Source organism: Kribbella catacumbae DSM 19601 (assembly GCF_000372465.1).
Classification (GTDB): domain Bacteria; phylum Actinomycetota; class Actinomycetes; order Propionibacteriales; family Kribbellaceae; genus Kribbella; species Kribbella catacumbae.
In genome coordinates, this window is sequence record NZ_AQUZ01000015.1 from 151,228 (window position 1) to 164,486 (window position 13,259).

At 68.1% G+C, this 13,259-nt stretch carries 15 protein-coding genes; 11 read left to right on the forward strand and 4 right to left on the reverse strand.

What is annotated here, in order from left to right; all coding sequences use genetic code 11:
* Nucleotides 1-8 precede the first annotated feature (8 nt).
* The 10 genes from A3ES_RS0117970 to A3ES_RS0118010 all read left to right on the forward strand — a co-directional run bounded on the left by A3ES_RS0117970 (nt 9) and on the right by A3ES_RS0118010 (nt 9,379).
* Nucleotides 9-1,475 (forward strand): purine-cytosine permease family protein, encoded by a 1,467-nt coding sequence (locus A3ES_RS0117970; protein WP_020388224.1) that lies wholly within the window; start codon nt 9-11, stop codon nt 1,473-1,475.
* A complete protein-coding gene (locus A3ES_RS0117975) occupies nt 1,475-2,014 on the forward strand; it encodes a cysteine hydrolase family protein (protein WP_020388225.1) in 540 nt (179 codons plus the stop codon). Before A3ES_RS0117970 ends, A3ES_RS0117975 begins: the two co-directional genes overlap by 1 nt.
* Nucleotides 2,011-2,730: a GntR family transcriptional regulator gene (locus A3ES_RS0117980; RefSeq protein ID WP_202806533.1), complete on the forward strand. Its 720-nt coding sequence runs from the start codon at nt 2,011-2,013 to the stop codon at nt 2,728-2,730. Before A3ES_RS0117975 ends, A3ES_RS0117980 begins: the two co-directional genes overlap by 4 nt.
* A complete protein-coding gene (locus A3ES_RS0117985) occupies nt 2,727-3,740 on the forward strand; it encodes an ADP-ribosylglycohydrolase family protein (RefSeq protein WP_020388227.1) in 1,014 nt (337 codons plus the stop codon). The genes A3ES_RS0117980 and A3ES_RS0117985 overlap by 4 nt, the downstream gene beginning before the upstream one ends.
* Complete coding sequence (locus A3ES_RS0117990) at nt 3,737-4,648, forward strand: PfkB family carbohydrate kinase (protein WP_026162970.1); 912 nt, start codon at nt 3,737-3,739, stop codon at nt 4,646-4,648. Before A3ES_RS0117985 ends, A3ES_RS0117990 begins: the two co-directional genes overlap by 4 nt.
* Before the next feature lie 85 nt (nt 4,649-4,733).
* Nucleotides 4,734-4,895 carry a hypothetical protein gene (locus A3ES_RS0117995; RefSeq protein WP_020388229.1) on the forward strand — a complete coding sequence of 54 codons (162 nt, stop codon included), beginning with the start codon at nt 4,734-4,736 and terminating at the stop codon, nt 4,893-4,895.
* A gap of 219 nt (nt 4,896-5,114) precedes the next feature.
* Nucleotides 5,115-5,246: a hypothetical protein gene (locus A3ES_RS56745; RefSeq protein ID WP_020388230.1), complete on the forward strand. Its 132-nt coding sequence runs from the start codon at nt 5,115-5,117 to the stop codon at nt 5,244-5,246.
* 13 nt (nt 5,247-5,259) lie between these two features.
* The gene (locus tag A3ES_RS54085) at nt 5,260-5,424 is read left to right on the forward strand and encodes a hypothetical protein (protein WP_157630581.1); all 165 of its coding nucleotides are present in this window, start codon (nt 5,260-5,262) and stop codon (nt 5,422-5,424) included.
* Between the two features lie 113 nt (nt 5,425-5,537).
* The gene (locus A3ES_RS56750; protein ID WP_020388231.1) at nt 5,538-8,450 is read left to right on the forward strand and encodes a helix-turn-helix transcriptional regulator; all 2,913 of its coding nucleotides are present in this window, start codon (nt 5,538-5,540) and stop codon (nt 8,448-8,450) included.
* 113 nt (nt 8,451-8,563) lie between these two features.
* Nucleotides 8,564-9,379 carry an NPP1 family protein gene (locus tag A3ES_RS0118010; protein WP_020388232.1) on the forward strand — a complete coding sequence of 272 codons (816 nt, stop codon included), beginning with the start codon at nt 8,564-8,566 and terminating at the stop codon, nt 9,377-9,379.
* Between the two features lie 69 nt (nt 9,380-9,448).
* Here A3ES_RS0118010 and A3ES_RS0118015 read toward each other — a convergent pair whose 3' ends face one another.
* The 3 genes from A3ES_RS0118015 to A3ES_RS0118025 all read right to left on the reverse strand — a co-directional run bounded on the left by A3ES_RS0118015 (nt 9,449) and on the right by A3ES_RS0118025 (nt 11,787).
* The gene (locus A3ES_RS0118015) at nt 9,449-10,156 is read right to left on the reverse strand and encodes a hypothetical protein (protein ID WP_020388233.1); all 708 of its coding nucleotides are present in this window, start codon (nt 10,154-10,156) and stop codon (nt 9,449-9,451) included.
* A 153-nt stretch (nt 10,157-10,309) separates the two neighbouring features.
* Nucleotides 10,310-10,555 (reverse strand): hypothetical protein, encoded by a 246-nt coding sequence (locus A3ES_RS0118020; RefSeq protein WP_020388234.1) that lies wholly within the window; start codon nt 10,553-10,555, stop codon nt 10,310-10,312.
* 179 nt (nt 10,556-10,734) lie between these two features.
* Nucleotides 10,735-11,787 (reverse strand): dipeptidase, encoded by a 1,053-nt coding sequence (locus A3ES_RS0118025; protein WP_020388235.1) that lies wholly within the window; start codon nt 11,785-11,787, stop codon nt 10,735-10,737.
* Between the two features lie 54 nt (nt 11,788-11,841).
* Here A3ES_RS0118025 and A3ES_RS0118030 point away from each other — a divergent pair, with 54 nt between their 5' ends.
* Entirely contained in the window at nt 11,842-12,765 is a 924-nt protein-coding gene (locus A3ES_RS0118030; protein ID WP_020388236.1) for an ornithine cyclodeaminase family protein, read from the forward strand.
* 84 nt (nt 12,766-12,849) lie between these two features.
* On the opposite strand, the gene A3ES_RS0118035 is transcribed toward A3ES_RS0118030, so the two are convergent.
* Nucleotides 12,850-13,206 carry an NADH-quinone oxidoreductase subunit A gene (locus A3ES_RS0118035; RefSeq protein ID WP_020388237.1) on the reverse strand — a complete coding sequence of 119 codons (357 nt, stop codon included), beginning with the start codon at nt 13,204-13,206 and terminating at the stop codon, nt 12,850-12,852.
* Between the last annotated feature and the right edge of the window lie 53 nt (nt 13,207-13,259).

The following is a 13,259-nucleotide window of genomic DNA, read 5'->3' on the forward strand; positions in this document are numbered from 1 at the left end:
GAGTGCGGATGACCGATCAGTTGCCGGCAGAGGTTGCCGAGGTTCGCGCGTTCGCGGTCGAGAGCAACGGCCTGAACGTGATCGACGACGCGGACCGCAAGGGCACTCCACAGCAACTGTTCTGGCCGTGGTTCGGGGCGAACGTCTCCGTCCTCGGGCTCAGCTACGGCGCTTTCGCGCTCGGCTTCGGGATCTCGTTCTGGCAGGCGGTGATCGCGGGTGTCGCCGGGGTTGTCTTCTCGTTCCTGCTCTGCGGCCTGATCGCGCTGGCCGGCAAACGTGGCTCGGCGCCGACGCTGGTGCTGAGCCGCGCCGCGTTCGGTGTCCGCGGCAACAAACTCCCCTCGCTGGTGAGCTGGTTGCTGACCGTCGGCTGGGAAACCGTGCTGACCATCCTCGCGACGCTGGCCACGGCGACCGTGTTCGAGCGGCTCGGCTGGGGCGGCGGCGACATCACCAAGGTGATCGCCCTGGTCGTCGTCGGCACGCTGATCGTCGCCTGCGGGGTGCTCGGTTTCGACCTGATCATGCGGGCCCAGACGATCATCACGATCGTCACCGGCGTCCTGACCGTCGTCTACATCGCGCTCGTCGCGGACCAGGTCAACTGGAGCACCGTCACTTCACTGCCGGGCGGTTCGGGCCAGGAGGTGATCGGGGCTCTGGTGTTCCTGATGACCGGCTTCGGCCTCGGCTGGGTGAACGCGGCCGCCGACTACTCCCGCTACCTCCCCCGTACTGCGTCCAGCCGGGGCGTGGTCGGCTGGACGACCTTCGGCTCCTCGATCGCCCCGGTCGTGCTGCTGGTCTTCGGCCTTCTGCTCGCCGGATCCTCGCAAGACCTGAGTACCGCGATCGCGGCCGACCCAATCGGAGCTCTGGCCGAGGCGTTGCCGACCTGGTTCCTGGTGCCGTTCGTGTTGGTGGCGGTGCTCGGCCTGGTGGGTGGCGCAGTACTGGACATCTACTCGTCCGGGCTCGCGCTGCTGTCCATCGGACTGCCTGCTCCGCGGTACGTCGCGGCCTTCATCGACGGCCTCGTGATGATCGCCGGAACCATCTACGTGGTGTTCTTCTCCAGCAGTTCCTTCCTCTCCCAGTTCCAGGGCTTCCTGATCACGCTGGGCGTCCCGGTGGCGGCCTGGTGCGGCATCATGCTCGCCGACATCGCCAGCCGCCGGCGCGACTACTCCGACGCCGACCTCTTCGACCGTCGCGGCCGCTACGGCGACATCCAGTGGTTGCCGATAGCAACCATGGTGGTCGTGACCGCGATCGGCTGGGGCCTGGTCACCAACGGCCTGGCGAGCTGGCTGACCTGGCAGGGCTACCTGCTGGAGCCGTTCGGCCTGAGCGGCAAGGAAGGCACCTGGGCGTTCGCGAACCTCGGCGTCCTGTTCGCCCTGGTCGCGTCGTTCCTGGTCCAGTACTTCGCCGGCCGCGGCCAGGTCCGGACCCAAGAGGCGGCCGCCTGATGGCACCGGTGTTAGCCCTGATCGACCTGCAGCGGATCTTCGCGGAGCCCGAGAGCGGCTGGGCCGCGCCGGACTTCCACCGCGTCGTCAAGCCGGCCCAGGAACTCATCGAGATCCTGTCGCCCAACATCGTCTTCACCCGCTTCATCGCCCCCGAAGAACCGGCCGGCTCCTGGATCCCGTACTACGAACAATGGCCGTTCGCGTTGCAGCCTCCGGACTCCTACGCCTACCAATTGGTGGAGGAGTTCCAGGGCTCACCGACTCTCGACAAGACCACCTTCGGCAAATGGGGACCCGAGTTGGCGGAGGCGGTCGGGCCGGACGGCCACCTGGTGCTCGCCGGCGTCACCACCGACTGCTGCGTGCTCACGACCGCACTGGCGGCCGTCGACGCCGGCGTACGGGTTCAGGTTGTTGCCGATGCGTGTGCCGGAGTGGATGAGGCGAGTCACCAGAAGACGCTGGACATCATGCGGCTCTACGCACCGATGCTGGAGATCGTCACGGTCGACCAGGTCCGAGAGCAGAACCCGTGATCCGTGGAGTGAACCTCAAGCACGAGCGGATCGCCTCCATCCTGGCCCGGGAGATCCGCTCGGGCCGGGTCGGGCACGGCAGTCAGTTGCCCGGCGAGGTGGAGCTGGCCAGGCGGTTCTCGGTCAGCCGGAACACGGTCCGCTCGGCGCTCGCAGTACTGAGTGAGGACGGGTTGATCACCACCCGCACCGGCAAGGGGTCCTTCGTACTCTTCGACGGGCGGCCGTTGAACGACCGGCTTGGCTGGTCGCACGCGCTGGCCGAGCAGGGCGTCGAGACGCAGGTGCGGATGCTGCGGCTCGCCCATGAGCAGGACCACGAACTGGCCGAGCGGCTCGGGCTGGACTCGCCCGACGTGATTGTCATCCAGCGGCTGCGGGTGATCGTCGGCGGCGAGGCGATCTCGATCGAACGCAGTTGCATCCCGGCGTTGGACGAGTTGCGCGACTTGCCCGAACGCGGTCTGGACGACAACTCCATCACCGCCACGCTCAGCCGGGCCGGACTGCATCTCGACCATGGCGAGCAACGCCTGCGCGGCCGTCCGCTCGACCCCGAAGAGGCCATCCTTCTCGATCGGCCCGAGGGCACCTGGTTCCTGCACACCCGCCGGGTCAGCTTCACCAGCGACGACCGCTTCGCCGAGCAGGTGGACAGCCTGCTGGACCCCAACCACTTCGAACTCAGCCTCACCTACACCGGGTCGGGCCGATGAAGGTTTCGCGGGCGACGGGCGCCCTGTACGGACTGGCGATCGGCGACGCCCTCGGCATGCCGACCCAATCGTTGCCCAGGGCACTCATCGTCGAACGGTACGGCGAACTGATCGACGGATTTCACGCAGCACCCGATGATCAGCCGCTGGCCGCAGGCATGCCGGCCGGAGCGATCACCGACGATACCGAGCAGGCGCTGTTGCTCGGGCGGCTGGTGGTGACGTCCGGCGGCAAGGTCGATGGCCGTGAGCTCGCCCAGAAGTTGCTGGAGTGGGAAGACGGCATGCGGGCGCGCGGCTCGCTCGATCTGCTCGGGCCGTCCACCAAACGCGCCATCGACGAACTGCTGCAGGGCAAGGACATCGACGAGACCGGCCGCTACGGCACCACCAACGGCGCCGCGATGCGCGTCACCCCGGTCGGCATTGCCACCCCCTCCACCGAGCTCGACCTTCTCCTCGACCGGGTGATCGCCGCCAGCGCGGCCACTCACAACACCGGCCTCGCACTCTCCGCGGCCGCGGCGGTCGCGGCGGCAGTCAGTGCGGGCATCGACGGCGCGACCGTCCACGAAGCGACCGAGTTCGCGGTCGTAGCCGCGACCAAAGCCTCCAAGAGTGGCCATTGGGTGGCAGGTGCGGATGTTGCCTCCCGCATCAAGTGGGCCACCTCCCTGATCGACACGGCGCCTGGCAACACCCCTCCTAGGCCGGGCGCCGTGTCTGCACTTCTCTACGACCTGGTCGGCACCAGCCTGGCCAGCCAGGAATCCGTACCGGCCGCGTTCGCCGTCCTCGCCGCCTATCCCGACGACCCCTGGCTGGCCGTCCGCCTGGCCGCCTCGGTCGGCGGTGACACCGACACCATCGCCGCGATCGCCGGGGCCGTCGCGGGCGCCTGCCACGGGGAAGAGGGGTTCCCGGCCGACGCCCGGATCACCGTTGCCGGAGTCAACAACCTGGATCTCGAAGAGCTCGCGGACCAGTTGCTGAAGGTCCGCGCGGGATGAGACTCCTCCACCTGGGCAATGTGGTCATCGACCTGGTACTCACCGTCGGCGACCTCCCGGCCCGCGGCGGCGACGTCATCGCCACCAGTACTGCGACCACCCCCGGCGGCGGCTTCAACGTCATGGCGGCCGCCGTCCGCCAAGGCCTCCCCACCCTGTACGCCGGTGCGCATGGCACCGGCCCCTTCGCCACCCTGGCCCGGGCGGCCCTTACCGAGGCCGGCATCGAGTGGTTGCACCCGGCAAGGGAGGACCTGGACACCGGCTTTGTCGTCACTCTCATCGATGCCACCGGCGAGCGCTCCTTCGTCACCAGCCCCGGCGCCGAGGCCACTCTCACCGGCGACGAGCTCCCGGAGCCGGCAGCCGACGACCTCGTGTACCTCTCCGGGTACAGCCTGTTGCACGACTCCAACCGAGCCGCCCTGCTCCCCTGGCTGGCCAAGCTGCCGGATGACGTCGAGGTGTTCTTCGACCCTGGACCACTCGTTGCCGAGATCCCCGACCACGCCCTGGAGGCGGTGCTCGCCCGAGTCGACTGGTGGAGCTCCAACGCCGCCGAAGCCGCCCTGCTGACCGGCTTGGCCGACCCCGTCGAGGCGGCCCGCGCAGTACGGCGGAGAACCCGGCGGGCCGATGTGATCGTCCGGACCGGGCCGGATGGCTGCGTACTCGCAGTACGGGGTCAGGACGTCACGCGGGTCGGCGGGTTCGCAGTACGGGCTGTGGACCTGAATGGGGCCGGAGATGCGCATGCCGGGGCCTTCCTGGCGGGTATTGCCGAGGGCAAGGAACCGGCTGAGGCGGCCCGGCGGGCGAACGCGGCCGCGGCCCTGGCTGTGACCCGGCGCGGACCGGCCACTGCACCCACTAGGGACGAACTAGAGGCCTATCTAAGGGGTCACTAGGCAGCGCATAGGGAGTAGTACTGATGTGGGCGTCCTCCTCAGACGAGCACAGTCGTGGCAACGACCGAAGCTCCCGGAGGACACCATGTACTCGCACTCCATTCAAGGGCTCCAAGCGGAGATCTCCTACCGCCAGGAGCGGATCAAGCGGGACTACGGGCGCCCCTTGTGGTTCAGCCGCAAGCCAGCCAAGCCGGTGACGCAGAAACCCTGCCTCCCGGCGGTACAGGTTCGGCACGCGATGTGAGCGCCCGACCACCACCTGCCCCCTCTACCAGCGCGGCCGAGCCCCCCTCCCGGGTCCTCGGCCGCGCTGCCGTTTCAGGGGTACCTAGGCGGCGCCGGAGTACCTAGTAGGCGCCTAGGGCCCCTGGATAGGGACTAGTACCGATGTGCCGGTCCTCCTCAGACGAGCAGATTAGGGGCATCGACAAGGAGTCGAGGCAACACCAGCCAGGAGGCACAGATGTACACGAACGACTCGGTCAAGGCAGAGGTCAGCTACCGCAAGGAGCGCCTTACCCGTGACTACCGCCGGACCGCCCGCAAGCCGGGGGCCCGCCGCAGCATCGTCCACCTGTTCACCAAGAACGTCTGAGGGGAGGTACACCATGTTCACCACACCCCAGTCAGTCCAGGCAGAGACCGCCTACCGGCAGGAGCGGATCAAGCGCGACTTCAGCCGCGCCGCCGGCCGCCGGGAGCGTCGGGCGGAGGCTTCCCAGCCTGAGCCGCGGCACGCTCGCCGGGCGCTGCGACCCACTACCGCCGCATGATCGCCGTGGACGCCGTCCCCGACCAGATAGTCCCGGTCGGGGACGGCGTTTCTCTGTCGGCAAAACCACAACGGACGGGATGCCGTCGATTTGTGTCGGCTCCAGGGGCGAAGATGGACGACGTGCCCTGGACCTCGACACCTCTCGTCGGCCGCTCGACCGAGCTGGCCGCACTGCTCAGCGCCGTGGATGAGGCGAAAACCCGCCGCGCCGGGGCGATCCTGCTGTCCGGCGACGCGGGTGTCGGCAAGACCCGGATGCTCGACGAGGTGGCCACCGGCGCACACGAGCGCGGTTTCGGCGTACTGGTCGGGCACTGCACCGACTTCGGCGACGCCGGACTGCCGTATCTGCCGTTCACCGAGATCTTCGGCCGGCTGGCCGGTGAGCGCCCGGAGCTGGTCGAGAGCGTCCTGACCAACTTCCCGGCGATCGGCCGGTTGCTGCCGACCCACCGCCTGATCGGCGCCCAGCCTGTCCCGCAGGAGGGGCAGCTGGATCGCGCTGCGCTGTTCGACGCAGTACTGGGCGCCTTCACCGCGCTGTCGACCAGTGAGCCGCTGGTGGTGATCGTCGAGGACGCCCACTGGGCCGATGACTCGAGTCGCGACCTGATCGGCTTTCTGATCACCCGACTCACCTCGCAGCGCCTCGCACTCGTCGTGTCCTACCGCAGCGACGACCTGCACCGGCGGCACCCGCTGCGCCGGCCGATCGCCGAGTGGTCCCGCAACCCACGCGTACGCCGCGTCGGGCTGCTGCCGCTCGACGACACCGACTCCCGCACCTTGCTGACCGCACTGCTCACGGAGCCGCTGTCGGAGGCCGAGGAGCTCCGGATCCTCGAGCGTGCCGGCGGCAACGCGTTCTTCACCGAGGAACTGGTCGCTGCGTCGTCGATGGGCGACGCGGAGGCAGTACCGCCCGATCTGGCCGACCTGCTGCTCGTCCGGCTCGACCCGCTGTCGGACGACGCCCGGCAGGTCGCCCGGGTGATCGCTGTTGCCGGGCGGCGCGTTCCCCACACGCTGCTGACGGCAGTGGCCGGTCTGCCCGACCGCGAGCTGGACGCCGCGCTGCGGGAGCTGATCGACGCGCACATCATCGAGCACCCGGCCAACGCGAGCTACTACTTCCGTCACGCGCTGCTGGCGGAGGCTGTGTACGACGACCTGCTGCCTGGCGAGCGCGTGCGACAGCATGCGGCGTACGCGAAGGCCCTGAAGGACCAGACCGTCGCCGGTACTGCGGCGGAGCTGGCTGGGCACGCGACCAGGTCCCACGACCTGGCCACTGCCTTCGAGGCGCGGGTGCGAGCCGGGCAAGAGGCGATCTCGGTGGCGGCGCCGCAGGAGGCGCTGAAGCACTACGAGATGGCCCTGGAGCTCTACCCGAACGCAGCCGACGCGAGCATCGACAAGACCTGGCTGATCGTCGAGACGGCGACCGCCGCCGCACTGTCCGCGCAGCAACTGCGGGCTCTCAAGTTGCTTCGCAAGGCGCTCGCCGAACTGCCGGCCGACGCGCCGCGGCTGCAGCGGGCACAACTGCTGATGCCACTGGCCGAGATCGCCTTGGTCGTCGACCAGGACAACGAGGCGCACGAGGCGATCTCGCAGGCGCTGCGGCTGACCTCGGACGAGCCGGCAAGCGTGTTCAAGGCGCAGGTGGCCTCGATGTACGCGCGGGTCTCGGATGCACTCGGGCGGCCGATGGAGGCGGAGCGCTGGGCGCACGAGTCGCTGCAGATCGCCCGTGAAATCGGTCAGGAGTCTGCTGCCGGAGATGCCGGGATCACGCTGGCTCAGTTGCGTCGGCGCGCCGGCGATCCGATCGCTGCCGCCAAACAGCTGGAGGAGGCCGCAGTACGGGCGCAGTTGGCCGGCGATCCGGCGGCCGAGGTCCGTAGCCGCTTCCTGCTCGGGTCGAACCACTACGAGATGGGCGACCTGCCCAGCGCCAAGACGGCGCTCCTGTACGCATCTCAGCGAGCGGGCGAGCTGGGGCGTCATTGGGCGGCGTACGGGTTCGATGCCCGGCGGATGCTTGCACTGACTCAGTTCGTCATGGGCGAGTGGGACGATGCGGCGGCGACCGCACGGACCGATCCGATGACACCCGCGGCGGCGAAGGCGGCGCTGCGGGCACTCGGCCTGGCTGTGCGAGGTGGGCGTGGCGACACGACCGTCGCCGAAGACTTGGAGCGGCTGCGCAAGTGGTGGACGCAAGACATCATGCTGCCGATCGTCGGCCTGCAGCCGGCCGTCGACGCGTATCGCCAGCTGAACCAGACCGCCGAGGCGGAGAAGCTGATCGCCGACGTGTCCACGCTGTGCGCCGACGTCTTCCAGACCGAATGGTTCATGGCGCGGATCCGGTTCTCGGCGATCGGCCTGCAGGTGCTGTGTCACCGCGTCGTCCACGAGCCGACCGCAGCCGCCGAGTTGGTGGCGCGTGGGGCCGAACTGGTCTCGGACGGTCAAACGACGGCCGAGAAGGGCTTGCCGCCCGGCCGCGTGCTGGGCGTCGAAGGGATCGCGTGGCTGGCCCGGCTGGAGGCCGAGTGGGAGCGCCTCCGCTGGCTGGCCGACATCGACCCGCCGACACCGGCCGAGCATGTCGCCACTTGGCAGCGCACGGTCGATGCTTTCGGCTACGGCGATGTCCACCAGCAGGCCTGGTCCCGGGTGCACTTCTCTGCTGCCTTGCGAGCGGCCGGCCGGGTGGCCGACGCCAACGAGCAAACCACCCTGGCCGGCGAGACCGCCCGCGAGCTCGGCGCCAAGCCGCTGCTCGACGAGCTCGGCGGAGCAGACACCGGAGTCGGCCCAACAGCACTCACCGCCCGCGAGACCGAAGTACTGGCTCTGCTGGCCGAAGGCAGGACCAACCGGCAACTGGCTCGGGAGCTCTACATCTCGGAGAAGACGGTCAGCGTCCACGTCTCCAACATCCTGGCCAAACTAGGCGTCCGGAGCCGCACCGAGGCGGCCGCCGTCGCGCGCAGGGACGGGCTGCTCGGCTAGCCGAATTCACTCAGCGTCGATTCTTAGTCACGTGAAGTATGTACTGCCGTGCCCTTGGGGTGCCATCCTCGACAGCGTTCGCACCGCCCCGCGACTGTCGAAAAGAGCGAAGCATGGACAAGCTGTCGCCCACCACATCCGCCCAACCGCCCAAGTCCCGGCGCCGCCGCCGTCTGCTCGGTGTCGGCCTAGGTACCGCCGTACTGATGGTCACCTCCGCCGCAGCCGCGTATGCCGCGCCGCCACCATCCCTCCCGCAGAACGCCGGCGGGTTGGAGCAGTCCTTCTCCCCGGCCTACGACTACGACGGCGACGGGTGCTACGCCACCCCTGCCATCGGATCGAACGGCACCCTCAACGCCGGCCTGAACACGACCGGAGCCGTCAACGGCAGCTGCCATGACCAGTCCGACCTCGACAACTCCCAGACCTACGCCCGCTCGAAGTGCAACAACGGGTGGTGCGCGGTCGTCTACGCCAGCTACTTCGAGAAGGACCAGGCGGTGGCCGGCAGCGGGCTCGGCGGCCATCGGCACGACTTCGAGCACGTCATTTCCTGGATCAACCAGGCGACCAACCAGGTCGAGTACGTGACCACCACCCAGCACTCCAGCCAGGTGACCTACTCCCGCTCACAGGTGCGCTTCGACGGCACACACCCCAAGGTCGTCTACCACAAAGACGGCGCGAGCACGCACTTCTTCCGGCTCGCCAACACCAACGACGAGCCACCGGAAAACCACTACCACAACTGGCGCTATCCCCCGCTGGTCGACTGGAACGGCTGGCCGACCACGTCGCTCCGAGACACCTTGATGAACGCCAACTTCGGCTCCGCAACCATCAAGATCACCGACAAGGACGACCGCTTCCGCAACCTCCTCAACGCCGCCAAACCCGCCCCCATCCCCTTCAACCCCTGGGCCTAACTCCACTTTGGGCACCGGCCAGTCACCTACTCCCCAGTAGCCCGCCTGACCGGTGCCCAAAGTCGCGTTTTATCGGCTGATGGTCGGCGAATAGGCGTCCCAGATGCTGGTGGTGGCGGGGACGTAGGCGCGGTAGCGGCGAGTTCTGTTGGGGTAGTAGTTGTAGGTCACCTGGCCCTGCGCGCCGGTGGTCACGTAGGCGAGGCCCTTCCAGGTCGAGGTACCGATCTCCTGGTACTGCAGGAGCACCTTCTTGTTCGCCCAGCGGATGAAGCGGGGAGAGTGCCCTCCGTCCCAACGCGAGACGGTGGTGAGCAATGCGGTCCTAGTGCCCTTACGGCCTCCGCTGATAGCCGCGACCGACGCCCATCTGGCCACTGTGGTGGCAGATGCGAGGTCCGCGATCTTGGTGCCGTTGGCATCGGTGGCACCGCCTGCAGGCGTGAACGTGAGCGTGCCAGGGGGCGGATTCCAGCCGCGAACGCCGAAACTGGCCAGCCGTTCGCCGAAGTTGAAGACGAGTTTCGAGTCTGCCGAGTCCCCGACTCCTAAAGGTTTCTTCCACACCGCTGTGTAGACGCTGGCCGAACAGTTCGACCCGAGGCTCGCCCAATACATGTTCATCTCGGCCTTGATGGTGATCCTCTTCGGCAGGACGAGCGAGCAGGTGGCGGTCGCCTGCTGGGTAGCAGCTGGTACTGCGGCTTCGGCCGGCTGGGCGAGCACGAGGCTCGAGGCCAGCAGGCCGGCGGCCGCCAGTGCGGGCTTGTAGCGCATGAGAGTTCCCCTCCTGGAGTGCGGACAGGGAGGAACAGTAGCGACAACGAGGTGGGCGCCCAGCTGCGCGGCCGTTCGGGGCCGGGGGGGTACATGGCCCGGGAACCGGTGGCGTAGTGGGCGCCCACGATCACCGCGTGGCGCGTCCCAGGGTCAGTGGTGGCCGCGTGAGCGGTGCTGGAGGTGGGCGGCCAGTGGGAACCAGGTCGGCCGGGGCTCCTGCCGGCGGCGGTACCGGATGAGGTCTTCGACCGTGGCGTCCGGGTGGTCAGGACGTGGTCGCGGGCCGGTCTCGGTGATCCGCTCGAAGACCTCCTGCGCCTGGCTGAACTTCACCAGCAGGATCGCCGCGACCGCACTCGCTGCCGCCGCAATCAATACCCAGAGTTGCCAAGACATGCCCCACCGCCCCGTGTTCGCCCCGTATCCCCCAGTAATTACTGTAACCCCGAACCCCGCAATTGGCGACAGATTCATCGCAATCCGTTACGGAGCGAGGTTTCTGAACACAAATGTTGTCCGACGCAATCACCAAGGGTGACCAGGCAACGATCGCTGTCTGACTTGGAAGCTCACTCTCAGTGAGAGTGCAGGACGCGGACCAGGTTGGCGCCGAGGACCTTGCGGATCACCGGGTCGGGCAGGCCGCGCTTCTGCAGCGCCTCGGTGACCAGCGGCATCCCGGCCGGCCCTTCGAGACCGGGAACCAGGACGGCGACGTCGACGCCCTCGATGACCAGCGGCCGGTCGCAGGCCGGGATCTTCTCGGCGAACACCTCGTCGACGAAGTCGCTGCCGAGGCCGACATGATCCTCGCCGGCCACGCCGGCGACGTACTCGATGTGGTCCGCCAGATGCTCCACGGTCGGCTGAGCGTCGCCGGTCAGAAAGCCGGCGAAGAAGTTGATGCAGACGACCCCGCCGGTCGCGGCGATCCCGCGCAGCTGCTCGTCGGTGAGATTGCGGTGATGCTCGCGCAGCCCGAACGCGCTCGAATGCGACGCGACGACCGGCTTGGTCGCCAGCTCGAGAATGTGCTCGACCCCGCGCCGCCCGACGTGCGAGACGTCGACCAGGACGTCCAATTCCTCCAGCAACCCGACAGCCTCGACCCCGGCCTTCGTCAGCCGGCTCCCGGTCGCGTCCTCGCCCGAGCCGTCGCCGAGCGCGCTGCGGCCGAAGTGCGTGAACGACGCCATCCGTACGCCGAGCCGCGCCAGCGTCTGCAGGAGCTCGACATCCTTGTCGATCTGCGGGCAGCCCTCGAGCGCGAGCACCAGAGCGATCCGCCCGGCCGCGACGGTCTCGTCGATCTCGTCGCCGGTCCGGCACAGCGTCACCTGATCGGCATTGCCCTCGGCGATCCGATGCGCGGCCTCGATCATCCTGAGCGTCTCGCGCAACGCCCCTTCGGGCAGGAACTCACTGTCGAGAAACACCGGCAGCACCTGGACGTCGATCCCGCCGGCGCGCAACTGCGGGATCCACCGATCACGGAAGTACTCGACCCACACCTCTTTAGGTCGGCGCGCGACCAGCATCAGCAGGTCGTTGTGCCCGTCAGCAATCACCTGACCGGGGTGGTGGGGTGGGGTCAGCGATGATGCTGTGTCGCCGTGCAGATCCGTCATCGCGTCGCCCCTCAGCTGTTGGCTCTGCCCGCAACGCTATAACCTCGCCGTCTTATGAAGGTGCTGAGCGCGGAAGACGTACGCCGTACCGTCCCGATGCCGGCCGCGATCGCCGCGGTACGGCAGGCGTTCCTCGAACTCGCGGCGGGGAACTTCGTGTTGCCGCCACGCCAGATCTTCGGCGACGGCGCGATCCTGGTGATGTCGGCCTACCACTCCCCGACCAGGACCGCGATCGTGAAGAAGATCGGCATCGCCCTCGACCAGGTCCCCGCCATCCGCGCGACGGTGATCTGGACCGGCGACGGCGAACAACTCGTTGCCGACGGCACCTCCATCACCACGCTGCGGACCGGCGCCGTCGTCGGCGTCGCCACCGACCTGCTCGCCTCCCCAGACGCGACGCGGCTGGCACTGCTCGGTACCGGCGCCCAAGCGGCCGACCAAGTCCGCGCAGTCCTCGCCGTACGCCGAATCGCCGACGTCGCCGTCACGGGTCGCAACCTCGACCGGGCCACCGCGCTGGCGACGGCCCTGTCCGCCGAGTACCCCGAGGTGACCTTCGCCCCCGGTACTTCGATCGACGAGTCGATCGCCACCGCAGACATCATCTGCTGCGCGACCTCGTCCTCGACTCCACTCTTCTCCTTGGAAGCCCTGCCCGACCGCGTCCACATCAACGCCATCGGCGCATTCCGCCCGACCATGCGGGAACTCCCCCGCGACCTTCTCGCCACCGCCTCACTCGTCCTGGTCGACCAGATCGAAGCCGCGCTGGAAGAGTCCGGCGAAATCATCGACGCCGTCACCTCAGGCACCCTCGCGAAGACCGCTCTCCGAGAACTAGGCACAGCCCTCACCACCAAACCCACCCCCACTGGCCGCACAGTCTTCAAATCAGTAGGCGTCGGCCCCCAAGACTGGGCAATAGCCGCTGTCCTAGCCGCATCGAATGCTGTCCCGACCGACAGGACATAGTCGCGCCCGCGCCGGAGATTCACGCTCAGGGCCGACCCGGCGGACCGCCAAACAGGCACTATGTCCTGTCGGTCGGGACAGTCATCAGGTCCAGCTGAGGATGCCCTTGCGCCAGGCGTAGAGGAGGCCGACCGCAACGAAGGCCAGGAAGATGAACATCTCGATCAGGCTGGCGACGCCGACGCTCGCGAAGACTGTCGCCCAGGGGAACAGGTAGACGGCGTCGACCGCGAAGATGACGTAGAGGTAGGCGAAGAGGTAGTAGCGGATGTGAACCTGTGCCCAGCCTTCGCCGACCGGGTCGACGCCGGACTCGTACGTCTTGAGCTTGTCCGCCGTCGGGTAGGTGATGGTGAGCGCCTTGTTCAGCGCGAACGCGCCGAGCAACCCGCCGAGCCCGAGCACGAGGATCGCGCCGACCACGCCATAGCTCTGCCCCATGGGCTACACCCTAGTGCCCTGCGTTCGAAGTTGTTTGAGTGATTGCGGTGTCC